The organism is Gemmata palustris, from assembly GCF_017939745.1.
Lineage (GTDB): Bacteria > Planctomycetota > Planctomycetia > Gemmatales > Gemmataceae > Gemmata > Gemmata palustris.
The window spans coordinates 4,547,137-4,571,373 of sequence record NZ_JAGKQQ010000001.1; the positions used below are offsets into that span (position 1 = coordinate 4,547,137).

Below are 24,237 nucleotides of genomic sequence, written 5' to 3' on the forward strand. Positions count from 1 at the left end.
CCGCTCGCTTTCACGCGCCGGCGGCCTGCGACGAAACTTCCTTCTCGCGAATCAGATCCTGGATGCGAGCCATTTTCGCACCGACGAACAGCACGTTATTCAGCTCGAAGTCGAGGTTCGCGGGCCCACCAGTCTTCACGTGTAGATCGCCGCTCCCCAATCCCAACAGCCAGTGCCGGAACAGGTCATCGCGCTTCTTCTCCAACATTAACCCGGCTGTATCGACGGCGAGTTCACCGTCGCCGATCTCCCGGCGGATGCGCACCTGACCGCGCGAAACGATGAGATATGTGTAATGGTCGTAAATGAACGTTGAGAACGCCCAGATCACGAACAGCGGGATGCCGATCGCGAGATAGCCCCCTGCATTCATGCGCACGTCTACCCCACCGAGCCAGAAGAGCACTTGGTCCCACCAGCCGAATAGTGCGACCACCAGTCCGACGATGACCAGCGCCGCGATAGCAATAACCGACGCGAGCCCGCGGAGGGTCAGGTTGGTGATGGTGACCACGAGGAGCAGGACGCCGGTGAACACGACGCCGTAATTGTTATTGGCCGCAACGCGGAGGCGCGGTGAAGGATCGCTGTTCGTGGCCGTTGCGGGTGGAACGACTTCGCCCGGAGGTGTTACGAGAACGTCGCGCGTCTTGTCCGTACCGGGCGCGGATTGACCTTGTTCAATTGTCGTCCCACGTGGAACGATCGCCATGACGTGCCCGTCGAGAAACGTCAGGCCGGCCATGAGGAACGCCACCGCCCAAACCGGCCACCAGTAGAAGAGGTTACTGTGCCCATAAACGCGAATCTCTTCATCCGGCACCGGCCCGCCACTCACGGCCACGGTCGCAGGTGCGATACCGGGAGGGGGAACGGAACCGGCGGGATAAGTGGGAACTGCCGAACTCATGGTGCTTTCTCCAGAACGCGCTGCCGCGGGGGCGCGAAAACCGAAGCGCGCCACGGCCGCTCGACGCCGCAGTTCACGCAACCGGCGTGCCACTTTGAACCGGACTATTCCCCCTCTCCGGCGCGGTCGCTAAACTGTTCCCACCTGATCGCCGGCCGATGGGCGGTACGGGGATCAGAGTGTTTCAGGAGGAAGCATCATGAAGCGGTTCCTGTTCGCGGTCGCAGTGGTGGCTCTGGCCGCGTCCGCTGGTGGCGCTGAGGACAAGCCGGCTGCCACCCCGCCGGCCACTGCGACCCCGGTCGTCGTGAGCACGCCGGGCACCCCGGTTGTCGAGTACGGGTCGGTGACGACCGCGTCGCCCCGTCGCGGGCTGTTCGCGCGGCTCCGCAACCGCGGTACCAGCAGCACCTACACGACCGGCCCGGTCACCACCGTCCCGACGACCGGCGCCACGCCGATGCCGCCAGCCACCCCGCCGGCCCCAATGCCGATGCCGGGCAAGACCAGCGCGACCCCGATGCCGGGCACCACGGGCGTCGTCATGGCGAGCGGAACGGACAGCGGCACGGTTATGACGGCCAGCTACAGCGAGCCGGCCAAGCAGCGCCGCGGGCTGTTCGGGCGCCTCCGCAACCGCTAAGCGGCCCGCACGGCAAGCCACGCGACGCCGGGAGCCGCACGGTTGCGTTTCCCGGCGTTTCTTCGCGCAGAAAGAGTCGTTCCCACTGGGGGCGGTTCGTTTCCACTTCAACTTGTGATCGAGATTCACGATGTCGACCCCACTCCATCTCCGTAACGGCCGCGTCATTGATCCGTCGCGCGACTTCGATCAGGTCACCGACTTGTGGCTCGCCGACGGCAAGATCGCGGGTACCGGCGCGCGGCCCGCGGGCATTTCCGGCGACGTACAGACGCTCGATTGCACCGGACTGATTGTGTCGCCGGGCATCATCGACATGCACGTTCACCTGCGCGAACCGGGACGCGAGGAAGACGAAACCATTGCTACTGGCACCGAAGCCGCAGTCGAGGGAGGCGTCACGTCGGTCGCGTGCATGCCGAACACCGAGCCGGGGCTCGACACGCGCATGGCCGTCGAGTTCGTGGTCCACCAAGCCCAGCGCGCGGGCTTTTGCAACGTGTTCCCCATTGGAGCGGTCACGAAGGAACGCGCCGGGAAGGAACTCGCGGAACTCGGTGGGTTGGCCGAAGGCGGAGCGGTCGCGTTCACGGATGATGGCGCGCCGGTGTATTCGGCCGAGATCATGCGGCGGGCACTCGAATACTGCAAGATGTTCGACAAAGCGGTTCTGGTTCACGCCGAGATCCTCGAACTCACGCAGGGTGGCGTGATGAACGAGGGACTGGTGAGTACGCAGCTCGGCCTCCGCGGGATGCCGGGCGTCGCGGAAGACATCATGATCTACCGCGACATCGTGCTCGCGGAACTGACCGGCGGTAAAGTTCACATCCTGCACGTTTCGACGGCCGGCGGCGTCGATCTCATTCGGCAGGGGCGCAAACGTGCTGAGGTGCTGAAAGCGGCCGGGAAGCCGTCGTTCTGGATCAGTGGCGAGGCGTGCCCGCACCACTTCATCCTGACGGACGAAACGCTTCGATCGTTTGATAGTAACTACAAGATGTCGCCGCCGTTGCGTACCGAGGTGGATCGTCAGGCGATCCTCGACGGACTCAAAGACGACACGCTCACGGTGCTCGCGACCGACCACGCTCCGCACGCCCCCGAGAAGAAAGAGCGCGAACTCGACCAAGCGCCGAACGGCATTCTGGGCCTGGAAACGTTCCTGCCGCTGTGCGTGACACACCTGATTGAACCGGGGCACCTCACGTGGCCCCGCATGCTGGCGAAGATGACGTGTAACCCCGCTGCGGTGCTCGGGATCGATCGCGGGACGCTTCAAACCGGGAAACCGGCCGACGTAACAGTGATCGACCCCAAAGCGAAGTGGACGATCGACAAGACCGAGTCGAAGTCGAAGAGCCGCAACACGCCGTTCCACGGCACCGCGGTCACTGGTCGTGCGGTGGCTACGATCGTCGGTGGCGCGATCAAGATGAGCCGCTTGGGGTAGGGCGATGACCGAAGCGGAGTGGATCGCGTGTGCCCTTCCGGAACTCATGTTGCGAGGGCTTCCGGGTGTCGCGAGTGCCCGGAAGCTACGTCTGTTTGGGTGTGCTGCGTGCCGCCGGATTTCGGACCTAATGGGTGATGCTCGTTGTTGCGAAGCCGTTACCGCGTCCGAACAGTTCGCCGACGGCTTGATTCTCGAACGGGCGCTCGATCTCCTTTCAGCTGCAGCGGAAGAGGCTTACGAAGAGGCCGCCACGGACAACGACGACCTGATGGCAAATGTTGCTTATGCGGCCTCATATTCTTCGAGTCCTTCGCTTGCCGTACATGTTCTCGCTGAAGCGATCAATGCGATCCTCCCGGCAGCTTCAGGTGGTGCAACAGACGAGCGGGCCGCTCAGGTCGAGCTTCTTCGCGACATCTTCGGCAATCCCTTCCGACCGCTCACTTTCGATCTCGCGTGGCTCACTTCCGACGTACTCGCACTGGCGCATGGCATTTACGAGGAGCGTGCCTTCGATCGGGTGCCGATTCTGGCCGACGCGCTCCAGGATGCAGGTTGTGACAACACCGACATCCTCTCGCACTGCCGCAGCGAAGGGGCCCACGTGCGCGGGTGCTGGGTCGTCGATCTCGTGCTCGGCAAGTCGTAACTCGGTGGTATAATGCGGCGCACCGTAGAGGGTTGCGAATGCCGTCGCCGTTTCCCGGAATGAACCCGTACATCGAACAGGCGGCCGTATGGCAGGACTTCCACACGCGGTTCATGAGTACCGCGGCGGATGTGATCGGGGCACAGGTCGAGCCGCGATACTTCGTGAAAATCGAAGAGCACCGCTACCTCCACGAACTCTTCTCGGCGGAGCGCGAACCGTTTGGTCGTCCCGACTTGAGCGTGCTTCCGGGTGACGAAAATGCCCCCGTGCCTTCTGGTGGAGCTGCCGTAGCTGCGCCCGCTACCGTCTTTACACCGGACGCGGTTGAGGAAGAAATCCAGCGATACCTCGAGATCCGTGATCGGCAGACGCGCGAGGTCGTCACCGTCGTCGAACTGCTCAGCCCGTCTAACAAGGATTCCAAAGAGGGGCGGCAACAATACTGGAACAAGGTTCGGCTGCTTCTGAGTCGGACCAAAGCTAATCTCGTCGAAATCGACCTGCTTCGCGGTGGCCCGCGAATGCCGTGGCGCGAGATGAAAGAGTGCGATTACTACGCGCTCGTTAGTCGCGCGTCCGAGCGCCCGCGTGTTGCCTTTTGGCCCGTAAAGCTGCGAGAAGCGCTCTCGCCCATTCCGATCTCGCTGCGCCCCGACGAACCGGAGCCGCTGCTCGATCTGCAAGCCCTGATTCACCGCATTTACGACGCCGGTCGGTACCGGCTCTTCATCTACGATTCCGACCCCGAACCGCCGCTGTCCGCATCGGATGCGGTGTGGGCCGCACAGCTTTTGCACCCGCCCGCGTGACGCTCACGCTGCGGGTTGCTTCTCGGGGTGCAAGTAGACGAAGCTCTTCCCGAGCCGCCCGCCGTAGTTGCCCGCAGAGATCATGAGCAGGTCTAGGGTGTCTTTTGCGGCCGCGATCGCGGCTTGCGTTGCCTTCACGATGGTCGGCAGGTCCGCGCCGTTGATGATGATTTCTTGCACGCTCGTGACGCCGTTTGGCAACCGCGACGTGATCCCTTCTTTGCCGCGAAGGGTCGGGCAGTATTCGGCGAAAGTGCTCGCGATACTGAACTTGTACTTGCTCCCCGCCTTGCTCCCGCTCGACGCGACCCCGCCCGGAAACGGCAGAATCACCCCGGGAACTTCACTCGCGGCGACCGCGGCTTTCGTCGCGGCATCGAGCGCGGCATCGGCGGTTGCGCCGAAGAACCACAAGTTCCCGCCCATCAGCCCGTCAGTGAACCCGCAGCGCCGTTCGATCACGAACTCACCGCTGAGGATCGGTACCACCCAACACCGGCGCCCGAATCGGTCCGCGGTGAATTGGTGTCCGTCGCCGAAGTACGAGGTCTTCCGCCCCAGCGGGAACCACTTCGCGCCCGGCTTCGGTGGTTGAGTGCTCGCGTACCAGCTCCCGTCCGCGGGCAACACGTTGAACACGGCCGTTGTGGGACACGTCATCACGTTCTGCGACACGCGGACTAGCGCACTGCGTTCGAGCCGGGCTTCGCGGTCTTTGTGGAAGCGCGGAACGTGGAACTGAATAATCGCGCCCGGTCGGTTGTCGGGCGTTTCGCTCGCGTCCACGTACCGGTCCAAACCGGCTTCACAGTCGCAAAGGATGGTACTGCTTGCGTTGCCGGTACTTGCGTTGATGGCTTTGTCGAGCCAATACCGGTCGCGTGCGGTGATGAGGACGCTCGCATAGATGCTGCGGAACGCTTCGGCGTAGGTGTCGTCAATCGTGGCTGGCATCGAGCGTAACCTCAATTCAAGGCATTTTTTGCTATGTATTGTGGACAAGAGCGGGAAGTTGGGTCAATCGAAAGAGGCGGAAAATGGCAATTGCCATTGAATCGCGCATTTTCCTTGATTGAGTGCGCGATTTGCGTGCATTTTGGGATTTGATTGTTTTCATCTGAAAAAATTCGACACGTCAAATTGCCTTATTTCGTCAGTCTTTGCGACTTCTTAACGCACACGTTCGTGGAATTGGCACGCTGCTCGCTATTACCTATTTCGGCGAGAGCCAATTAACCGCACGGCTGACTGGCAGAGGGAGAGGCTGTCAGTCAGTCGTGCGGTTCGATCATTTCCAGCTACTCATTTCGCGTTCCGAAATTCCCTGCTTCAAAATTTCAAGTTTGTCGGACCTGGACGCTGCGTGGCGTGTGTCCATCTTCGTTAGTGCCAATCTGTGGGTAACAATCACTAACATTTTGGGGCCGAGGAGCCTCCGCTCGGATTACGTGCAGCACGGATGTTGCGTTAAGTGCTGATGCTTCAAAGCCTTGAACGTCAGGGAGCCGGTTCGTTACTGCTGGCCGCGAGCCGATTGCGGCTAACATTCGCTACGAAAACTCCAAAACTCGCGGTTCTCGGCTAACATCCGATCGGAATTTCGGCCTCGATATGGAGCCGGACGCTCGCTCAGTAGACATCTCGCTCGGCACCTCACCGGAATTATAACAATGTGGACTGAAGTCCACAAATGAAAATATGTCCGATCGGGATTTTGGTGCTCTCGTTTCTTGGAGTAGAGTCCGAAACTGGGAACCTGAAACGTCCCCCGGTGGTTAGAATACGAGCATGAAACTCAGTTCCGCCCTCACGACCCTTGCGGCCGACCCGCACGCACCGATCGACATCGCGCGCGTCGCACTACTCGTTGCGCGTGACGCCTACAGCCACATGAATCCACGGGCGTACCTCCGCCGCATTGATCGGCTCGCGGACCAACTCCGGCCGCGGTTGCACGGGTCGCTCGCGGCGCGCACCGCCGAGCTCTCGACCTTCCTCTTTGAAGAGTGCGGCTTCGTGGGGAACACCGAGAACTATTACGACCCGCGCAACAGCTATCTCAACAAGGTTTTGGACCGCCAGATGGGGTTGCCGATCGCGCTCTCGGTCCTGGCAATGGCGGTCGGAACGCGGGCGGGCATGACCGTGGTCGGCGTCGGGTTGCCCGGTCACTTCATCGCGAAGGCGGTGGACGGGAACGAGGAGGTGCTCTTCGACCCGTTCAACGGCGGGCAGTTCCTTGACATCGAAGCGTGCGAAGCGCTGGTCGGTGGGGTGACCGGTCGACCGTTTGAAGCAACACCGGAAGCACTTGCGGCCACGCCGCCGGGCGCGATCGTGGCGCGGATGCTCCAGAACCTGAAAACCGCGTACCTGGCAGACCGGTCGTACACGCGGGCCGCTCGCATCACGCGCCGACTCACGCAACTCGTACCCGGCGACGCGACGCAGCACCGCGACCTCGGCGTTCTGCTCGTGCGTGCGGAGCAACCGGGCCGGGCGATCGACCCGCTCCGCGCGTACCTGCGTGCCGAACCCCAGGCCGAGGACGCCCGCGACGTCGAGAAGTTCCTGACCCAAGCGCTCACCGAGATCGCGCGCTGGAACTAATTCGCGCGACGCGCTGACCCTTCGCCGCGCACTATACGGCGGACACTCACTCGGAGGGTCGGCTCATGTCTCACACCGCAGTCGCGCTCGCGCGTTTCATCGCACCGCGCCCCACCTCCGCGTCCGATGCCGCTCTGTTGAGAACATTTATCGCGTCGCGGACGGACGATGCGTTCGCCGAACTGGTCCGGCGGCACGGCCCGATGGTGCTGGCCGTGTGCCACCGCGTGCTGACCGACGAGCACGACGCCGAAGACGCATTCCAGGCGGTGTTCATCGTTCTCGCGCGCAAAGCGGGAGCCATCCGCGGGTCGAATATAGCCGCATGGCTACACGGCGTGGCGGCACGCACCGCGAAGGGGGTACGGGTCATGCGCGAGCGCCGGCAGAAGCACGAGCGCGCGAGCCGCGTTCGACCGTCTACTGAGATTCCCGCACCCGCAGACCACGCCCTCGCGAATGTGATTGACGAGGAACTCGCGAGCCTTCCCGAATCGCACCGTGAAGCAATTATCTTGTGCGAACTGCGAGGGCTGTCACGCAAGCGAGCCGCGACCGAACTCGGCATCCCCGAGGGTACGCTGTCCAGCCGACTCGCGGGTGCGAAGCGGAAACTCGCCGAGCGGCTCTCCGCGCGCGGGGTCGCCCCAGCTCTTGCGCTCGGTACGCTTCTCGCGCCGGTTACAGTCTCGGCGCGGTTGCTTCAAACGACAGCCGCCGCTGTTCGTGGCGCGGCCGGAAGTGCGGCGAGCGCGACCGCAGCAACGGTGGTCAAGGCGATGCTCTTCGACCAACTCAGGTCCGCTGCGCTTGCGGCCGCGGTGTGCCTTACGGTCGTTTGCGGCGGGCTGGCGGTGACCCACTCGTCCGATTCGCCCCCAGAAGTTAAAGCCCCGGCTCCCGCTCCGCGCTTCGTGGAGGACGCGGCCGGTCTCGTGACGAAACTCGGTAGCGGAGACTTTGCCGAACGTGAGGCCGCTCACAAAAGCCTGCGCGGAATCGGGCTGAAAGCGGAACCCGCGCTCCGGGCCGGGGCGAGGTCCGAAGACCCCGAAGTGCGCACGCGGTGCGCCACGCTCCTCATCGCGATTCGCAAGGACGCTCTCGACGCCCTGGTAAAGAGCTTCGACACCGCAAAAGACACCGAGCCGGATCACCCGATCTGGGCGCGGTTCAAAACGATTGCGGGCCGTGATCGAGCGGCCCGCGTGCTGTTCGCGGAACTCATTTCCGATCCGCACCGGCGCCAATTACTCGACGACGTGGCACGCGACCCGGACCGCGCGGGGACGCTCTACAGTGGCGAGATAAAAGCGTACTGCGTGCACGTGCAGAAATTGTGGCAAAAACAGTTGGATCGGGTGAACAACTCGAAGGCGCCGGAACCGCAGGAGCGCCCGTGGGCCGATGAACTCGTCATACTGTACCTGGGGACGTACCCCCGGAGCGCCGGAGCGGTTCCCGATAACTTGGAGAACCAGCTCTTCCGCACGTGGGACGCCGCACTCGCGGGACCGGCCGGCCCCGCAGCGCGCCGGGTGTTTACCGCGTGGTTCGCGCTGCGAGACAACGAACTCGTCGTTGAGGGCGGGTTGAACAAGATCGGCCGCGACCGCGTTGCCGAGGCGCTGCCGCTGTTGCGGAAGCTGATCGTTGATGAAAAGGCCGAACCGGACCGGCGCTCACAAGCGGCCCTTCTCATCGGGATGCTCGGCACAAAGGACGATCTTTCGCTCCTGCGTCGCGTAGCGGAATCAAAGGAAGCGAACAAGCCGCGCGAGCGATGGAGCGTGATCTTGAAGGGGCGCGAGGAACTCAACTTCCTGTGGCACGGCGTCAAGTTCGGCGAGAAAGTATCACAAGAGCAGTGGGCCGAGGCGTGGAAGAAAGCCGACGTGCGCGAGGGCGACCGCAGCATCGCGGACTGTGCGTGGGCCGCGGCCGTGAAGCTCGCGGGCGGCAAGCCGGCGGAACTCGGCTTCCTGCACCCGCACATACTCGACGGCGGGAAGCCCGACACGGACTGGTTCTACTCTCCGCGCATTCACGGATTCCCCGACGCGAAGTCACGTTCTGCGGCGCACAAGAAGGCCAGCGAGTGGCTCGATGAGCGGAAGCAGTAGTGCCGGCCCGCTTCAGCGCGGGCCAAAGACACGGTGCGGGTGTCCATTGAAGGCGTGCGCCACGAAATTCAGGCGCGCCCGGTTCCTTGGGTGCCAGTTTTCAGCCCCGCATGCGGCTGGGCGCATAGCCAGGGGTTTCACCCCTGGCTATGCGCCCAGCCGCACGACGACCCTTCTTGTTTAAACGGGCTCCTGCTGCGTCATGCAGTGGAGCGTACCCAGCCCCCACACCAGATCGACGCAGCTAATCCCGACCACCTCGCGGCCGGGGAACAGGTCCGCGAGCGTGCCCAGCGCGACGCGGTCGGCCGGGTCGTTGAACGTCGGCACGATCACCACACCGTTCGCGATGTAGAAGTTCGCGTAACTCGCGGGCAACCGCGTGCCGTCGAAGATCAGCGGGCGCGGCATCGGGAGCGGCACCACTTCGAGCTTCGTACCGTGCAGGTCGGTCATGCTTTCGAGCCGCTCGCGGTTCTCCTGCAGGATCGCGTAGTTCTCGTCGGCCGTGTTCGTCTCCACCACGGTTACGACGGTCCGCTCGCCCACGAACCGGGCGAGGTCGTCAATGTGGCCGTGCGTGTCGTCGCCCACGATCCCGCGATCGAGCCACAGCACCTTCTTCACACCCAGATAGTCCGCGAACACCTGTTCGTAATCCGCCCGCGCGAACGGCGGGTTGCGTTCCTGGGTTTTGCTCAGCAGGCACTCTTCCGTTGTGAGCAGGAGCCCCGCGCCGTTCACATCAATACTGCCGCCCTCGAGCACCACGCGGTGCCCATTGTGTGTCGGCTGCGTGCTCGGCACGTTCAGCTTTTGCGCGGCGAACGCGGGTACCAAATCGTCGTGCTGCCAGTCGGGGTACTTGGCCCACGCATTGAACCGCCAGTCGAGGGCGATGCGCTCGCCGCTGGCGCTGGTTACGAAGATCGGGCCGGAGTCGCGCAACCACGAGCGGTCGGTGGGCAGTTCCCACAACTTCACGCGGCCCATGTACGCGTGCGCGCGCGAAAGTACGTCGGCTGCGGTGTTTGCGTGCTTTTCGTCGGGGACGAGGAGGTTCACCGTCTCGTGCCGGGTGAGCGCGCGAACGATCTCCGCGTAAACCCAGGGGATCGGTTCGAGGCGACCCGGCCAATCGGATTCGCGGTGCGGCCACCCGAGCCAGGTGGCCGCGTGCGGTTCCCATTCAGCGGGCATTCGGAACCCGCGCGCGGCGGGTTTATCGAGGTGGGTCGGTGCAGTCATCGTGTGACCGTGAGGAGGATTTTCAGGCGATGCCGAAACGCTGATGGCATCTTTTAATCCCGCGCGAAACTTCGGAATTTCTAATCAAGCGAGGCGATTCTGCCGGGAGACGTTCTTGCGAGCCGGCCGTACCACGGCTATAGTCCACTACATCAAGGACGAACTACCCGAACATCGGGTGCGGTTGCAGGAGGCAGCATGTCGTCGCGCTACGGCACAATTCTACTCGTTGAAGACGACCCCGACCTGCGCGGTACCCTCGAAACTGTTCTCCACAACGCGGGTTACGAAGTTATCTCTACCGGTAACGGCCTCCGAGCGGTCGAACTGGCCCACGAGCACAAACCTGTTGCCGCAATCGTTGACATGCTCCTGCCGGGCCAGAGCGGGTTTCAGGTCACGCTCGCGCTGAAGGAGCGGTTCGGCGACAACATCCGCGTCGCCATCATGTCCGGGTACACGTCCCCCGCCCAACAAGACTACGCCGCGGCGTCCGGCGCGGAGCACTTCCTGCCGAAGCCGTTCGGCCCGACCGCACTATTGGACATCGCCGCCACGATTTGCCCGCCGCGCCCGACGCCGGTCATCAGCGTGCGCCGCAAAGTCAAAATCGGGGTGTGAGGCTCTTGGTGGTCCGTGAGAACGGCACGGCGTAAGCCCGCCGGTGCTACCAGTTTTTGAGGTGCCGCCGGTGCGGCGCGGGCACACTTAGGGCGGCACTACCGGCGGGCTTACGCCGCGCCGTTCGCTCGTGCTAGCGGCCCAGTTGGTTGTTGTTCCACCGGCCGGCTCACGCCGACCGTTCGCCTATTAAAGCTCACTTCGCGAACGATAAATCCTTGCCTGAGTGGTGCCTACCGGCGACAATCGCCGAGCTGCCCGTACCACCACACCCGCGACCTTATCGAGAACGAAATGCTCCTCTCCCGTCGGGGCGTAATCGCCCTTTTCGCTGCCGCGTTTGCTTCGCCCACATTCGGGGCCGATCCCATCAAGCACGGGTTCCTCGCCACGGGCGCGGAAACGTTCATCGCCGACGAGTCCGGCAAGGTGACGTGGAAGTACCCACAATCGTCGCGCGACGGCTGGGTGCTCGAAAACGGCAACGTGTTGCTCGCGCTCTCGAAGAGCAAAGCCTATCCGGGCGGCGGAGTCGCGGAAATCGACAAGGACGGCAAAGAGGTCTTCGCGTTTAGGGGTGTACAATCCGAGGTGAACACGGTTCAGGCGCTCGGTGAAGGGAACGTGTTGCTCACCGAGGCCGGAGACAAGCCGCGTATTCTCGAGGTGAACCGCGACGGGAAGGTGCTCGCCGAAGTGCCGCTGCAGGCACAAACGAAGGACCACCACCTGCAAACGCGGATGACACGCAAGCTCCCCAACGGCAACTACCTCGTGCCGCAACTCTTGGATCGCGTGGTGCGCGAGTACGACCCGAAAGGGAAGATCGTGTGGGAGGTGAAGACCCCGCACATGCCGTTCACCGCGATCCGCCTGCCCGACGGCAACACGCTGATCGGCTGCACGCTCGGCAACTTGGTGATCGAAGTGAACAAGGACGGCAAAGAGGTGTGGCGCGTGACGAACGATGATCTCTCGAACAAGCCGATCAACGACGCCTGTGGCGTGCAGCGCCTGGAGAACGGCAACACGGTGATTACGAGCCACCACGCGACCGCCAAACAAACGAAGCTCACCGAAGTGACGCGCGAGAAGAAAGTGGTGTGGACCTACACCGACGATCGCAAGAGCGGTATTCACCACTTCCAGATTCTGGACGCGCGAGGTAAGCCCGAGAAGCACCCGCTGCGGTAGGAGAGGTGCCTCGGCGAGTTGCGGCCAAGCAGGACGCGATTCAATTTTGCGTTCTGCTCTGTGCTCGAATAAGCAGTGGAGGGCGAATCCGATGGCAGATGGCATGTATGAAGTGATCGCTCTTATTCCGGAGACGAGCGACTTTTCACTGGAGGTCGCGCTCAAACACTTCGGCTCGCTTAAATCCGGATCAACTCGTCTGCGTGCGGAGGCGGCTGTCGGCCCCGGCAAGCGAAAGCCGTCGGGGTTCCGCGTCTATTACGGCGACTGGGCGATTGTCGCGTGGTTGGAAGCGGACAAATCAGTGTTGGAAGACAGCCGCGAACTGGCCAACCGCGACAATTTGCCCGCTCCGACCGAGGTGGTGTCGACGTGCTCTCGGAGGCTTTCGGTTTGGTCGGACGAAGATCCGGGCTTCGATCACACCGACGAATTCAACAGTTTCACCGACGAACTCCGGGCACGGTTCGGTGTGCTCATTTACGATAACGTCAATGGGGAATGGTGGACGTGAACTTGAGCCCCACTACGCCTCCCACGATGAGCAGTAAAAAGAGAGCCCGCCAAACCGTGATTGGTTCGCCGAACAGGATGATGCCGAGGACGGCCGTTCCGACGGCGCCGATGCCCGTCCAGACGACGTACCCCGTGCCGATCGGAATGGTCCGAACGGCCAGCGACAGGAACGCGAAGCTCACGGCCATCGCGGTGACGGTCAGTACGCTCGGCCAGAGCTTCGTGAAGCCCTGCGTGTATTTCAGGCCGATGGCCCAGCAGATCTCGAAAGCGGCGGCGATGAGAAGATACACCCAAGCCATAACGCACCTTTGGCGCTAGTGGTGGGTCGTCCCTACCGGAAGTTGAAAAACGTTGGGTCGTCCCGACGTGTGATGGCCTACCCAATCATTTTACCCCCGCCGACCGGCAATTTCAACGATCCGGCCCCGTTTGAAGTGATTCTCAGGGGTAGCGGGCCTTCCTCTCGCGGCGTTAGAACTTTGATTGGCCGCGCCGCAGTTTACCTGGCGCGGCCCGCTCGCCATGCCGTTCTTCTTCCGGCTGGGGTAGACGCGAGCCCCGCATCTGGGGTAGGGTACGGATGTTTATTTGCGCTCGCGTTCCCGCGCCTTCCGAGGTTCATCGTGCCTGCCCCCGCTCCGCTGCCACCCGCGCTGTTCGCCGCCATCGCCCGGCACTGGGGGTTCTCGTCGCTCCGACCGATTCAGGAACAGGCCATCCGCGCGTCACTCGCCGGGCGCGATTCGCTCGTCGTCATGCCCACCGGCGGCGGGAAATCACTCTGCTTTCAGGCGCCGGCGGTCGTTCGCGGGGGGCTCACGGTCGTGATTTCGCCGCTCATCGCGCTCATGAAGGACCAGGTCGATAACCTGACCCGCATCGGCGTGCCCGCAGCGCGGCTCGACAGTACGCTCAACGCGGCCGAACGCGCTTCCACTGCCGAAGGTATCCGCAACGGCACCACGCGACTCGTTTTCACGTCTCCGGAGCGGCTCGTCAACACCGACGTGTTCCGGATGCTCCAAAACGCCGGGACCAACACGATCGCGGTGGACGAAGCGCACTGCGTGAGTCACTGGGGGCACGACTTCCGGCCCGAGTACCGGCAACTCGCCCGGTTGCGCGAGTTCTTCCCCGGCGCCGCCGTTCACGCCTACACCGCAACGGCCACCGAGCAAGTGCGGCGCGACATCGCGCAACAACTCGGGTTGAAGCAACCCGAAATCTTGGTCGGTAACTTCGACCGGCCGAACCTGATCTTCCGCGTGCTCCCCAGACTGGATTTGCAGACCCAAGTGCGCGAGGTGCTCAACCGGCACGCCGGCGACGCCGGGATCGTGTACTGCTTGCGGCGCAAGGACGTGGACGAGATGACCGCCGCGCTGAAGGCCGCCGGGTACCGCGCGCTGCCCTACCACGCCGGCATGGACAACGAGTCGCGCCGGGCCACGCAAGAAGCGTTCGCGGCTGAAGAGGCTGATATCGTGGTGGCAACGGTCGCGTTCGGGATGGGGATCGATCGCTCGAACGTGCGGTTCGTCGTCCACGCCGCGATGCCGAAGACCATAGAGCACTACCAGCAGGAAACCGGGCGCGCCGGGCGAGACGGGTTGCAGTCCGAGTGCGTGCTGCTCCACTCCGGTGCGGACTTCGTTTCGCTCAAGGCGATCATCGAGAAGTCGGCGGAAGAGGCGCAGACCGCGGCCGAGTACGTCACCGCGAGCATCAAGCACCTCGACGAAATGGCCCGGTACTGTCGCGGGGCCGTGTGCCGGCACAAGGCGCTCGTTCAGCACTTCGGCCAAACCTACGACGCACCCAATTGCGGCGCGTGCGATTTGTGTCTCGGCGACACGCAGGAAGTCCCGGACGCAGTGACCGTTGCGAAGAAGATCCTCTCGTGCGTGGCGCGCGTGAAAGAGAGCTTCGGCATCGCGCACGTGATCGACGTCCTTCGCGGGGCCGATACCGCCACGATCCGCGCACGCGGGCACCACGAACTGAGTACGCACGGACTGCTGAAGAGCGTTCCCAAAACCGACTTGCGCGACTGGGTCTACCAACTGATTGGGCAGGACGTGCTGGTACAGGGCGGGGACGAGTACCCGCTCCTCAAGCTGAACTCCGCGTCGTGGGCCGTGATGAACGGGAAGCAGACGGTGCGGCTCATCCAACTCGCCCGGCGCGAGAAGCGCGGCAGTTCCGCCGCGTCCGCACAACCGTTCGCGCTGCCCGCCGGGGCCGATGCCAAACTGTTCGAGGCGCTCCGCCAGCTCCGCCGGCAGGAGGCGTCGCGTGCGGGCGTGAAGCCGGAGCAGGTGTTCCCCGACACGGTGCTCGCGGAAATGGCCCGCGGCCGGCCGACCACCGAGGACGCACTTCGGCGCATCTCCGGTGTCGGCGATTACCGGCTCCAGTCTTATGGCCGTGCCTTCCTGAAGGCGATCATCGCGTACTGTCTGCGCACCGGGCTGATGAACGACGTGCCGCTGCCAAAAAGTGCGCTGGCACCGAGAACCGCGCCGGCTGCTTTGCCTCCCGCAACGCCCAAGCCGGGAGGGAAGAAGGAACTCGCGTTCAAGATGTTCCGCGGCGGGTCGTCGATCACCGACGTTGTGAACAAGACCGAGTTGGCCGCCGCAACGATCACCGACTACCTCGCGGAGTTCGTGCGGACGGAAAAGCCGACATCGATCTTTCACTGGGTGCCGGAAGACGTGTGCGAGCGGGTCGCGGCCGCCGCAGAGATCCACGGCACGGCAAAACTTAAGCCGGTGTTCGAGGAACTCAACCGCGAAGTGAGTTACGACGCGATCCGCGTGGTGTTCGCGCTCCTCGATACGCAAGCCTGACCCGGTTTCGGGACTTCTTGACGAGCCGCGACCGCAAGGGAGCGGGGCCGAGGCTCTGCGTTAGACCGGGACTTCGGCGACCCGGGCGCGCTTCCCGCTCCCTTGCCAGTAGTTTCAAGTGATTTGGCAGTGCCGCATGGGAGTTCCTAAGTTCAAGGTTCTCAGGCACTTGAACGGGAGCCTCCCATGCGACGTGGTTACTCTACGATCACCCCGGCGGTGGTCCACGCACTGACGCGCCGAACGTTGGAACGGGCCCTGGGTTGGACCGACTACAAGCGGTCGGTCACGCGCACCCAGTTGCTCGACCTGGTGCTGTTGATCGCGGGCACCACCCGCACGTTGTTCGCGGTAGTGACCCGGTACTTCGGGTTCTCCCACGAGACCGCGCGACAGGCGATGCACGCCAACCGGGGTTCCCGGGACCAACTCACGGCCCGGTTGGTGGATGCCCTTCACCAGGTGGCGGGGTTCACGCGCCGGGACCGGAGGCGCCGGTGGACGTGTGCCATCGATGTGCATTACGTCCCCTTTTATGGGGATCGCAGCACCCCGGGGATCATCGGCGGACCCAAGAAGGCCGGGACCTCGTTCTTTCACGCGTACGCCACCGGGGTACTGATTCACAAGCACCGGCGGTACACCGTGGGGCTGATGAGCGTGACGAAAGGAACCAAGCCGCACCAGCAGGTGCAGACCCTTCTGGACCAGGTGGCGGCCCGCGGGCTCACGGTCCGCGGGGTGGTTCTGGACGCCGGGTTCGACAGCGGGGAGACCCTGTTGCTGTTGCAGGAACGGAACCTGAGCTACACGGTCCCGATGCGCAAGAAGGGCACCGGTACCAACCGCCGCAACGCCAGCTACACCCAACCCCACGGCACCATCACCACCATGGAGTGGGTCACCGAGAAGAGCCGCAAGGCGGTATCGACTCGGGTGCTCGTGTGGCAACGGAAGGGCGAATCGCACGCCCGGGTGTACGCGTTCCGCGGGTGGGGCGATGCGACCGCCGTGTCGGAGGCGAACCGGGCTCGGTTGGGGCGCCGGCGGTACCGAGAGCGGTTCGGGATCGAGACCAGCTATCGGCAGAAGAACCAGGCCCGCGGGTGGACCACCAGCACCAACCCCGAGTACCGGTTGCTGCTCGAGGGCGTGGCCCTGCTGTTGCGCCAGGTGTGGGTGTACCTGACGCTCCGGATCGCTCGGGCACGCGGGCTCGCGCCGACCGCCTGGGTCGCCCAGTTCCCGTTGGCCGAGATGCTCGACTGGCTCACGCAACGGATCCGCTCACGATACCCACGCACACGATGTATTACCCTGCCACACAATACACTTACAACCAACGCAACGCCTTGAAACTACTGTTGCGGTCGCGGCTCATTAAATTTGACGAAGCGCTCCCGAGCGAGTGTGTACCGATCAACTTCCCCCTGCGGTCGCGGCTCGTTACACACAAACCGTAACCGGATTAACCCGGGTCCGCTTCGCACCACGTCAGGGTTCCGCGATTTCGGCCGCAGGGCCGACAATACCAACCCTCCGCACGAGCCGGGCGCCGGTGGCGATCGTACTCCGCAGCGCACCCCGGACACGTCGCGCGCCAGCGGCCGCGCGGCATTTCGATCTCTTCGCCATAACACGCTTCCGGGCGCGCTCCAATTGCGCGACACTTCGCCCGCCAAACCGCATCGTGTCCGTGACGCGGACCGACCAATGCGTGCGCGATTTCATGAAGCAGCGTGTCGAGCACTTCCTCGTCCGTGTTCCGCGCTGCGAAGTGGACCGAGAGCTCGATGCGCCCGGGTTCGCCCGCGTGCGGGTAGAAGCACACGCCGGCGCGCCGCACGTTCGCGTTGAACCCGAACTCCCACGCGGTCAGTCCGTGCAAGTTCAGCAACGCGCGGGCCTGCGTGCGAATTCGCGCCGCGCGTTCGGATAGCCGGAATGGTGTCTCGACCTCCATACGAATTCCTCCAACGCGACAAACAAGGACACTCAACTTTACTCAACCGCCCGCGCGCCCACTTTTGTGACGCGAGGGCTTCGGTCCCGGGGCGTGACGTGCGGGGCCGCGCCGCCCGCGTATTCGGTTCGATCGGTACACGGGAATCCTTTTGGCGCGAGCGTGCGGGGCGCGTACAACGGGGAAACCGCATTAAACACGAGCACAGAACCACCAAGAGACACCCCTCATGAGCCGCCTGAGTTTGGTTGCAGCCCTTGTCCTCGCACTTTTTGCAATATCCGCAGGCGCACACGACACCTGGGTTCAGACGAACGCCCACATCATTCGGACCGGCGACGCGATTCACATCGACCTGTTACTCGGCAACCACGGGAACGATCACCGCGACTTCAAGATCGCGGGGAAGCTCCCGGCCGAATCCGTGGGGTCGTTCGTGGTCGTGGCGCCGGACGGCAAGAGCTACGACCTAAAGACTGATCTGGCCGACCTCGGGTACGCGCCCAAAGAGGGCTTCCACACCGTAAAGTTCGCGCCCGCGAAGGCCGGGCTGTACGTTGCCGCGCAGAGTTCCGATAGCGTCGTGAATCACGGCAAACCGGTGCGGGCCGTTCGCAGTGCCAAGACATACTTCGTAGTTTCCAACTCGCTCGATAAGGTGCCGGCCAACCTGACGGGTTTCGATAAGCCGCTCGGCCACAAGTTGGAACTGGTGCCCGAAGTGAATCCGGTCGCTCCGATGGGGCCGGGAACCGCGCTCAAGGTGAAACTGCTCCTCGCCGGAAAGCCGCTCGCGGGGGCGCGCGTGAGTTTCATCCCGCGCGGTGTCGCGCTCAAAGAGGGAACGGACCCCACTTACGACCGCACGACGGACAAGGACGGGCGCGCGAGTTTCACTCCGAAGACCGGCAACTACTACCTCGTCGTAGCGCACCACGAGACGGATGAAAAGGGCGACAAGTACGAGGCGACCAAGTTCGCCGCCACGCTCACCGTGTTCGTGCCGGACAAGTGCCCCTGCTGCGACGAATAACCGGTTCCCCCTCTGCACCCCCGAGACGAGACTCCAATGCGGCTACTCGCCTTTGTCTTTCTCGCACTCTTCGTTCCGAATGCGCCCGCGCGTGCGCAACAAGCGAAAGTCGACGCCCGGTTCGAGCGCACGGAAGCGATGGTCCCGATGCGCGACGGGAAGAAGCTGTTCACCACGGTTCACGCCCCGAAAGACCCGAAGGGGCCGGTCGCCATCGTTCTGCTCCGCACGCCCTATGGCATCGACGGGCGCACGGAGCGGCTGTTCCGGGACTACTTCAAGGAGATGATCGACGACGGGTACGCCTTCGTCCTCCAGGACATCCGCGGGCGGTTCAAGTCGGAGGGGACGTTCGTGATGACGCGCCCGGCGCGCGACCCGCAAGACCCGAAGGCCGTGGACGAAGCGTCCGACACGAGCGACACCATCGACTGGCTGCTGAAGGAGGTGAAGAACAACAACGGGCGCGTCGGGATGCTCGGGATCAGTTACCCCGGCTGGCTCGCGGCGGTCGCGATGCTCGACCCGCACCCGGCACTCAAGGCGGTCTCCCCGCAAGCGTCGCCGGTGGACATGTTCCTCGGGGACGACTTCCACCACAACGGCGCGTTCCGGCTCAGTTACGGGTTCGAGTACGTCGCGATGATGGAAACGGACAAGAGCAACTTCAGTTTCAAGTTCGACAAGCACGACACCTACGAGTGGTACCTGAAGCTCGGCGCGCTCTCGAACGTTAACCGACTGCACTTCAAGAACACGCTCCCGACGTGGAACGACTTCGTCGCGCACCCGAACTACGATGCGTTCTGGAAAACGCAGTCGCTCGAACCGCGGCTCACGAAGGTCACCGTGCCGACACTGAACGTAGCGGGTTGGTACGACCAGGAGGACTTCCGCGGGCCGCTGAAGATCTACGAACTGCTGGAAAAGCACGACACCAAGAACCAGAACTTCCTCGTGGTCGGCCCGTGGAACCACGGTGGGTGGGGCGGCGGTAGGGCCGACAAGTTGGGGCGCATCCCGTTCGATTCGGCCACCGGCGCACACTTTCGGAAAGAGATTCAGGCGCCGTTCTTCGCGCACTACTTGAAGGACGTCGGCAAAGACGCGCCGCCCGAAGCTCGCATGTTCCAGACCGGCGCCAACAAATGGGAGACCTACGATTCGTGGCCCCCGAAGGGCGTCGTATCGCGAAAGTTGCACTTTCACCCGAAGGGCAAGTTGAGCTTCGATCCGCCGGTGGAAGGCGCGACCGAGGCCGATGAGTACGTCTCCGACCCCGCGAACCCGGTCCCGTACCGCCCGCGCCCGGTGCGCCCGACGTACCCCGGCCCCGAGTGGCCCGAGTGGATGGTTCAGGACCAGCGGTTCACGCACGGGCGCCCGGACGTGCTCTCTTACGAGACGGAGCCACTGACGGAAGACGTGATCGTGGCCGGCTCGATGAAGGTGAAGGTGTTCGGCTCAACATCTGGCACGGACTGTGACTGGATCGTTCGATTGATTGACGTGTACCCCGATGACTACACGAAGCCGGCGGACCTGGCCGGCTCCCAACTGCTCATTGCAGGCGAGCCGGTTCGGGCGCGGTTCCGCAAGAGTTTGGAGAAGCCCGAGCCCGTGAAGCCCGGCGCGGTGGAGGAGTACACGATCGATCTGAACTGGGGGCACCACCGATTCCGCAAGGGCCACAAGATCATGGTGCAGGTGAGTAGCACGTGGTTCCCGGTGATCGACCGGAACCCGCAGAAGTTCGTCCCGAACATCTTCGAGGCCGTGGACAGCGACTTCCAGAAAGCGACGCAGCGCGTCTACCACACGCCGAAGTTCGCTTCGCACATTGCTCTGGACGTACTGAAGGCGAAGTGATTGGGTTGATCCGGGACCGCGGGCATCTTGCCCGCACGAGCCGAGCCCAAATGCTTTCCGAAGTATTTGGGCGGTTTGTAGTCCGCTTCCGCCAAGCGATTGCAAGTGCCTGGTGCGTCTTTTGCCCTCTCCCCTTGCGGGAGAGGGTGGTGAGGCTTTGCGAACCGGGTGAGGGGTACTCCCTGAATGTGGAAGCAACCCCTCACCCCGCCGCGAAGCGCGGCGACCCTCTCCCGCAAGGGGAGAGGGCACAACCAATTGTTGCCAGCGCTTGGCCGGAGCGGGCTACAGAAGACAACACCCACGCGATGCGGTAGGCGTCCTCAGGTGCGAGCACCTTGCCCGCGGTCCCAGGGGAGTCATAGCAGTTCGCTGATCGGTTCGGGGTCGTCGAGCACGTTGACGGGTCGGCCGCTCGGGTCGAGCAGTTGCAGTTTCGGGTCGATGCCCAGAACCTGGTAGATCGTGGCGTGGATGTTCGAGGGCGTGACCGCGCGGGTGTGCGGGCGCTGGCCGAGCCGGTCCGTCGAGCCGACGACCTGCCCGCCCTTCACGCCGCCGCCACCCATGAGGCAGAACATCGCGTTGCCCCAGTGGTCGCGCCCCGGCGTGCCCTGACTCATCGGCGCGCCGCCGTTTCCGCCGTCGTTCATCTTCGGGGTGCGGCTGAACTCGCCGCACAGAACTACGAGCGTCGTGTCGAGCAACCCGCGGTCGTCGAGGTCGGTGAACAGCGCGGAGACCGCGCGATCGACCTTCGGTAAGTAGTTCTCGTAACCGGTCTTCAAGTCCCAGTGGTGGTCCCACCCGCCGAAGTGGACCGTGACGAACGTGGAACCGGCTTCGACCAGCCGCCGCGCGAGGAGCGTGGATTGTCCCCAGGTGTCGCGGCCGTACCGGTCGCGGAGCCGGGTGCTTTCCTTACTAATGGCGAACGCCTCGCGCGCGGTCGGCCCCGTCACGAACTCGTAGGCCTCGCGCCCGAACCGGTCCATTGCTTGGGCCGTCGGGTGCGCGTCCAGGTGCTTGCGCTTACTGTCGAAGTGCGTGAGCAGCGACCGGCGGTCCTCCATCTTCTCCAGGGTCAGCCCGTTCGCGAGGTTCAGGTTCGGCACCTGGAAGTTCGCGACACTCGGGTCGCCGGTCAGGAACGGGTCGTGTTGCGCGCCGAGCATGTGGGCGCCGAAGTACCCGGGCGCGATCCCGATGCTGGCCGCGTGCGGGGTCGCGGTGTAGCCCGGCATCCCGTTCACGCGCGAACCGAGTTCGCGGTTCACGATGGCCCCGATGCCCGGGAACTTCTGCGCGTTGTTCGCCCCGGACACGCCCATGTCTTTGGTCGTCAGCATCCGGTGCCCGCCGGCGAAGTGGTCGCCGGTGTCGTGGTACAGCGAGCGCACCATCGAGAACTTGTCGGTCACCTGCGCCTGTTTGGGGAACAGCTCGGTGATGTCGAAGCCGGGCACCTTGGTGCGGATCGGCTTCCAGATCCCGCGGTACTCGCCCGGCGCGTCCGGCTTCATGTCGTACATGTCCATGTGCCCGGGGCCGCCGTCGAGCCAGATCAGGATCACGGACGTGCTCTTGCTGCTCGCCGGGGATTGGGCCGAGGCAGCCTTCGCGCGGAGCACGTCCGGTAGTCCGAGGCTCGCCATCCCCGCGACGCCCAGTTGAAGGAAGTCGCGGCGCGAAACGCCGTCGCAGTAGCGGCTCGAGGAGCCGAGGTCGAGGCTGAACATGTTTGGGCCTCCGAGACGGGCACGGGTGGCGGGAATTCGGCGGGTGGGTGCGCGTGGTGCGCTCGTGCAGCAATCAAACTGTCGCATACCCGCGGCCCGCGGTCAAGAACGCTGTGCCGCGGGTTACTGGGAATAGCACAGCGTGGCACAGCCGCGACCGTGGGCCGCGTGCGGCTCCTTCAACGACTATTATCGGGCCGCGAACGGGCGCAGTTGCTCCGCGGTCAGTTTCTCGGGCTGGGTGTACTTCTCGCCGACGGCGTACCCGCCTTTGGTGGGGGCGTCCTTTTCATACGCCCAAACGTCGTCGGTGATCGCCGCGCCCCAGCGCACGACCACGCGCCCGGAGCGGATCGCGTCCATTCCCTTGTTCACGTTCGCCAGCGGGCTCGCCGCTGCCGCCGCTTCGTTCGCGGGGAGCCGGTCCCCGGCACCGACGGCGGCAAACAGGAGGGCGTAGACGTCGTTCAGTGCGTTGATCCGGTCCCGGTCTTGTGCGACGCGATCCGAATCTTTCTTCTGCTCGGCCCATTTCGCGTCACTCCGCGCTTTCTCCGCAGCTTGTTCTTCTTCCGTCACGACGCGCGGGGCACCCTGGTACTCGATCCGCGTGACCTTGTTGTTGCTGAAACCGAGTTTGAGCTTGCCCTTCTCGGTGGTCCACTCGTACTGGTCCGCTCCGTCCTTTCGGCCCGAGCCGAGAAGCGCCTCGACCTCGGACAGTGTCATGCCCGGCTGCACCTTTTTGGCGTTCTCCTCGGACACCTTCTTCGAGCAGCCCCCCAGCAGAGCAACCAGGACAACCAAGCAGAGGCATTTCGCCGGACCGCGCATAACGACCCTCGGGAGAGTGTGATCGACGATTCGCTAACGCTCGCCAGTTTCGGGCCTCTCCCGGTCACAGTCAAACACTTTCACTTCTCTTTGGTGGCGGAAGGCGGAGCCGTTGCGAGGTGCGTGCGTGAAGCACGTTCGAGAATCATTTCGACCGAATCACGGACCCGCAAAGGGATTTCGATTGTGTCGAATATTCCGATTTGACTGACCCGATTTCCTGTCGCAAGTTAACGAGTCACTCGGGTTCCGGTCCGGCCTGAGTGCGCTGTTAAACCGATCCGCCGCTTATCAGAGAGCTACCGTGAGAACTGAAAATAACGCCCGCACCGCGTTCTCCACGTACCTCAGCGAGATCGACCACACGCCGCTGCTCTCGGCCCCCGAAGAGCGCGAGCTCGGCGCGCGCGTGCTGACCGGCGACGCCCAGGCCCGCGACCGCATGGTGCGCGCCAACTTGCGCCTCGTCGTGAATATTGCGCGGGGGTACACCGGTAAGGGCCTCGCCCTCGACGACCTCGTGTCCGAAGGGAACATGGGCCTGTTGCGCGCGGTCGAAGGGTTCGAGCCGTCGATGAACACGCGGTTCAGTACCTACGCGAGCTACTGGATCAAGCAGAGCATCAAGCGCGCGATCGTGAACACCGCGAAAACGATCCGCATCCCGGCGTACATGGCGGAACTGCTCACCAAGTGGCGCCGGGCCACCAATCAACTCAGCGACGACCTCGGGCGCCCGCCGACCCACGACGAAATCGCCAAGCTCCTGGGGCTATCGAAGAAGAAACTGGCGATCATCAAGAAGGCGATCCGCGTCGCGAACGCGGGCTCGCAGGCCGATCAAGGGGACGCGGGGTGGAGCATCGAGGAGATGCTCATGGACGCCCGGGCCGATACGCCCGAGTCCGAGATGGGGAAATCGGACGACCTGAAGCAGGTGCTGCACCTGCTCGACAAGATGGACCCGCGCGAAGCGAGCGTCCTGCGCATGCGGTTCGGGCTGAACGACGAGGAGCCGAAGACCCTCAAGGAAATCGGCGAGTGCCTGGGCCTGACCCGCGAGCGGGTGCGCCAGATCGAGAACGAAGCGCTCTCCAAGTTGAGCGACGGGATGAGCGTGTAAACGATAAGTGACTGCGGTAAAACGGGAGCCCGCTCTCGG

At 63.8% G+C, this 24,237-nt stretch carries 21 protein-coding genes; 14 read left to right on the forward strand and 7 right to left on the reverse strand.

The genetic code is table 11. The annotated features are described in order from the left end of the window. Nucleotides 1-10: 10 nt before the first annotated feature. A complete protein-coding gene (locus J8F10_RS18750) occupies nucleotides 11-910 on the reverse strand; it encodes a hypothetical protein (protein ID WP_210656209.1) in 900 nt (299 codons plus the stop codon). A 199-nt stretch (nucleotides 911-1,109) separates the two neighbouring features. On the opposite strand from J8F10_RS18750, the gene J8F10_RS18755 reads away from it, so the two are divergent. The 4 genes from J8F10_RS18755 (at nucleotide 1,110) to J8F10_RS18770 (ending at nucleotide 4,470) form a co-directional block, all read left to right on the forward strand. After that, the gene (locus J8F10_RS18755) at nucleotides 1,110-1,553 is read left to right on the forward strand and encodes a hypothetical protein (protein WP_210656211.1); all 444 of its coding nucleotides are present in this window, start codon (nucleotides 1,110-1,112) and stop codon (nucleotides 1,551-1,553) included. A 130-nt stretch (nucleotides 1,554-1,683) separates the two neighbouring features. Next, the gene (locus tag J8F10_RS18760) at nucleotides 1,684-3,006 is read left to right on the forward strand and encodes a dihydroorotase (RefSeq protein ID WP_210656213.1); all 1,323 of its coding nucleotides are present in this window, start codon (nucleotides 1,684-1,686) and stop codon (nucleotides 3,004-3,006) included. A gap of 130 nt (nucleotides 3,007-3,136) precedes the next feature. Beyond that, nucleotides 3,137-3,658: a hypothetical protein gene (locus tag J8F10_RS39060; RefSeq protein ID WP_246523441.1), complete on the forward strand. Its 522-nt coding sequence runs from the start codon at nucleotides 3,137-3,139 to the stop codon at nucleotides 3,656-3,658. A gap of 38 nt (nucleotides 3,659-3,696) precedes the next feature. Further along, on the forward strand, nucleotides 3,697-4,470 hold the full coding sequence (locus J8F10_RS18770; protein WP_210656215.1) for a DUF4058 family protein: 774 nt from the start codon (nucleotides 3,697-3,699) through the stop codon (nucleotides 4,468-4,470). Between the two features lie 3 nt (nucleotides 4,471-4,473). Here the strand turns inward: J8F10_RS18770 and fhcD are convergent, their stop codons facing one another. Next, the gene (gene fhcD, locus J8F10_RS18775) at nucleotides 4,474-5,424 is read right to left on the reverse strand and encodes a formylmethanofuran--tetrahydromethanopterin N-formyltransferase (RefSeq protein ID WP_210656217.1); all 951 of its coding nucleotides are present in this window, start codon (nucleotides 5,422-5,424) and stop codon (nucleotides 4,474-4,476) included. An 834-nt stretch (nucleotides 5,425-6,258) separates the two neighbouring features. Here fhcD and J8F10_RS18780 point away from each other — a divergent pair. Beyond that, on the forward strand, nucleotides 6,259-7,080 hold the full coding sequence (locus J8F10_RS18780) for a SirB1 family protein (RefSeq protein ID WP_210656219.1): 822 nt from the start codon (nucleotides 6,259-6,261) through the stop codon (nucleotides 7,078-7,080). 65 nt (nucleotides 7,081-7,145) lie between these two features. Then, entirely contained in the window at nucleotides 7,146-9,203 is a 2,058-nt protein-coding gene (locus tag J8F10_RS18785) for an RNA polymerase sigma factor (RefSeq protein ID WP_210656221.1), read from the forward strand. A gap of 180 nt (nucleotides 9,204-9,383) precedes the next feature. Here J8F10_RS18785 and J8F10_RS18790 read toward each other — a convergent pair whose 3' ends face one another. Then, entirely contained in the window at nucleotides 9,384-10,451 is a 1,068-nt protein-coding gene (locus tag J8F10_RS18790) for an agmatine deiminase family protein (protein ID WP_210656223.1), read from the reverse strand. Nucleotides 10,452-10,649: 198 nt separating this feature from the next. Here J8F10_RS18790 and J8F10_RS18795 point away from each other — a divergent pair, with 198 nt between their 5' ends. The 3 genes from J8F10_RS18795 (at nucleotide 10,650) to J8F10_RS18805 (ending at nucleotide 12,780) form a co-directional block, all read left to right on the forward strand. Continuing rightward, a complete protein-coding gene (locus tag J8F10_RS18795) occupies nucleotides 10,650-11,072 on the forward strand; it encodes a response regulator (RefSeq protein ID WP_210656225.1) in 423 nt (140 codons plus the stop codon). Nucleotides 11,073-11,366: 294 nt separating this feature from the next. Beyond that, nucleotides 11,367-12,266 (forward strand): beta-propeller domain-containing protein, encoded by a 900-nt coding sequence (locus tag J8F10_RS18800; protein ID WP_210656227.1) that lies wholly within the window; start codon nucleotides 11,367-11,369, stop codon nucleotides 12,264-12,266. A 46-nt stretch (nucleotides 12,267-12,312) separates the two neighbouring features. Continuing rightward, nucleotides 12,313-12,780 (forward strand): hypothetical protein, encoded by a 468-nt coding sequence (locus J8F10_RS18805; protein ID WP_210656229.1) that lies wholly within the window; start codon nucleotides 12,313-12,315, stop codon nucleotides 12,778-12,780. Here J8F10_RS18805 and J8F10_RS18810 read toward each other — a convergent pair. Then, nucleotides 12,758-13,084 (reverse strand): DMT family transporter, encoded by a 327-nt coding sequence (locus J8F10_RS18810; protein ID WP_210656231.1) that lies wholly within the window; start codon nucleotides 13,082-13,084, stop codon nucleotides 12,758-12,760. The genes J8F10_RS18805 and J8F10_RS18810 overlap by 23 nt on opposite strands. A gap of 324 nt (nucleotides 13,085-13,408) precedes the next feature. Here J8F10_RS18810 and recQ point away from each other — a divergent pair, with 324 nt between their 5' ends. Continuing rightward, nucleotides 13,409-15,637 carry a DNA helicase RecQ gene (gene recQ, locus J8F10_RS18815; RefSeq protein ID WP_315854122.1) on the forward strand — a complete coding sequence of 743 codons (2,229 nt, stop codon included), beginning with the start codon at nucleotides 13,409-13,411 and terminating at the stop codon, nucleotides 15,635-15,637. Between the two features lie 186 nt (nucleotides 15,638-15,823). Continuing rightward, complete coding sequence (locus J8F10_RS39065; protein WP_246522717.1) at nucleotides 15,824-16,993, forward strand: transposase; 1,170 nt, start codon at nucleotides 15,824-15,826, stop codon at nucleotides 16,991-16,993. A 112-nt stretch (nucleotides 16,994-17,105) separates the two neighbouring features. Here J8F10_RS39065 and J8F10_RS18830 read toward each other — a convergent pair whose 3' ends face one another. Further along, nucleotides 17,106-17,600 (reverse strand): SprT family zinc-dependent metalloprotease, encoded by a 495-nt coding sequence (locus tag J8F10_RS18830; RefSeq protein ID WP_210656234.1) that lies wholly within the window; start codon nucleotides 17,598-17,600, stop codon nucleotides 17,106-17,108. A 229-nt stretch (nucleotides 17,601-17,829) separates the two neighbouring features. On the opposite strand from J8F10_RS18830, the gene J8F10_RS18835 reads away from it, so the two are divergent. Then, the gene (locus J8F10_RS18835) at nucleotides 17,830-18,633 is read left to right on the forward strand and encodes a DUF4198 domain-containing protein (protein ID WP_210656236.1); all 804 of its coding nucleotides are present in this window, start codon (nucleotides 17,830-17,832) and stop codon (nucleotides 18,631-18,633) included. A 36-nt stretch (nucleotides 18,634-18,669) separates the two neighbouring features. After that, nucleotides 18,670-20,502 (forward strand): CocE/NonD family hydrolase, encoded by a 1,833-nt coding sequence (locus tag J8F10_RS18840; protein WP_210656238.1) that lies wholly within the window; start codon nucleotides 18,670-18,672, stop codon nucleotides 20,500-20,502. Nucleotides 20,503-20,861: 359 nt separating this feature from the next. On the opposite strand, the gene J8F10_RS18845 is transcribed toward J8F10_RS18840, so the two are convergent. Together J8F10_RS18845 and J8F10_RS18850 are read right to left on the reverse strand one after the other, a co-directional pair. Further along, entirely contained in the window at nucleotides 20,862-22,241 is a 1,380-nt protein-coding gene (locus J8F10_RS18845) for a DUF1501 domain-containing protein (RefSeq protein ID WP_210656241.1), read from the reverse strand. 189 nt (nucleotides 22,242-22,430) lie between these two features. Then, nucleotides 22,431-23,075 (reverse strand): hypothetical protein, encoded by a 645-nt coding sequence (locus tag J8F10_RS18850; protein ID WP_210656243.1) that lies wholly within the window; start codon nucleotides 23,073-23,075, stop codon nucleotides 22,431-22,433. Between the two features lie 304 nt (nucleotides 23,076-23,379). On the opposite strand from J8F10_RS18850, the gene J8F10_RS18855 reads away from it, so the two are divergent. Beyond that, nucleotides 23,380-24,198 (forward strand): sigma-70 family RNA polymerase sigma factor, encoded by an 819-nt coding sequence (locus tag J8F10_RS18855; protein ID WP_210656244.1) that lies wholly within the window; start codon nucleotides 23,380-23,382, stop codon nucleotides 24,196-24,198. The last annotated feature ends 39 nt before the right edge of the window (nucleotides 24,199-24,237 follow it).

Excerpts from the sequence above, each read along its gene's own strand:
- J8F10_RS18750 (WP_210656209.1), bottom strand. The coding sequence starts at position 910 with ATGAGTTCGGCAGTTCCCACTTATCCCGCCGGTTCCGTTCCCCCTCCC.
- J8F10_RS18755 (WP_210656211.1), top strand. The coding sequence starts at position 1,110 with ATGAAGCGGTTCCTGTTCGCGGTCGCAGTGGTGGCTCTGGCCGCGTCC.
- J8F10_RS18760 (WP_210656213.1), top strand. The coding sequence starts at position 1,684 with ATGTCGACCCCACTCCATCTCCGTAACGGCCGCGTCATTGATCCGTCG.
- J8F10_RS39060 (WP_246523441.1), top strand. The coding sequence starts at position 3,137 with ATGGGTGATGCTCGTTGTTGCGAAGCCGTTACCGCGTCCGAACAGTTC.
- J8F10_RS18770 (WP_210656215.1), top strand. The coding sequence starts at position 3,697 with ATGCCGTCGCCGTTTCCCGGAATGAACCCGTACATCGAACAGGCGGCC.
- fhcD (WP_210656217.1), bottom strand. The coding sequence starts at position 5,424 with ATGCCAGCCACGATTGACGACACCTACGCCGAAGCGTTCCGCAGCATC.
- J8F10_RS18780 (WP_210656219.1), top strand. The coding sequence starts at position 6,259 with ATGAAACTCAGTTCCGCCCTCACGACCCTTGCGGCCGACCCGCACGCA.
- J8F10_RS18785 (WP_210656221.1), top strand. The coding sequence starts at position 7,146 with ATGTCTCACACCGCAGTCGCGCTCGCGCGTTTCATCGCACCGCGCCCC.
- J8F10_RS18790 (WP_210656223.1), bottom strand. The coding sequence starts at position 10,451 with ATGACTGCACCGACCCACCTCGATAAACCCGCCGCGCGCGGGTTCCGA.
- J8F10_RS18795 (WP_210656225.1), top strand. The coding sequence starts at position 10,650 with ATGTCGTCGCGCTACGGCACAATTCTACTCGTTGAAGACGACCCCGAC.
- J8F10_RS18800 (WP_210656227.1), top strand. The coding sequence starts at position 11,367 with ATGCTCCTCTCCCGTCGGGGCGTAATCGCCCTTTTCGCTGCCGCGTTT.
- J8F10_RS18810 (WP_210656231.1), bottom strand. The coding sequence starts at position 13,084 with ATGGCTTGGGTGTATCTTCTCATCGCCGCCGCTTTCGAGATCTGCTGG.
- J8F10_RS39065 (WP_246522717.1), top strand. The coding sequence starts at position 15,824 with ATGCGACGTGGTTACTCTACGATCACCCCGGCGGTGGTCCACGCACTG.
- J8F10_RS18830 (WP_210656234.1), bottom strand. The coding sequence starts at position 17,600 with ATGGAGGTCGAGACACCATTCCGGCTATCCGAACGCGCGGCGCGAATT.
- J8F10_RS18835 (WP_210656236.1), top strand. The coding sequence starts at position 17,830 with ATGAGCCGCCTGAGTTTGGTTGCAGCCCTTGTCCTCGCACTTTTTGCA.
- J8F10_RS18840 (WP_210656238.1), top strand. The coding sequence starts at position 18,670 with ATGCGGCTACTCGCCTTTGTCTTTCTCGCACTCTTCGTTCCGAATGCG.
- J8F10_RS18845 (WP_210656241.1), bottom strand. The coding sequence starts at position 22,241 with ATGTTCAGCCTCGACCTCGGCTCCTCGAGCCGCTACTGCGACGGCGTT.
- J8F10_RS18850 (WP_210656243.1), bottom strand. The coding sequence starts at position 23,075 with ATGCGCGGTCCGGCGAAATGCCTCTGCTTGGTTGTCCTGGTTGCTCTG.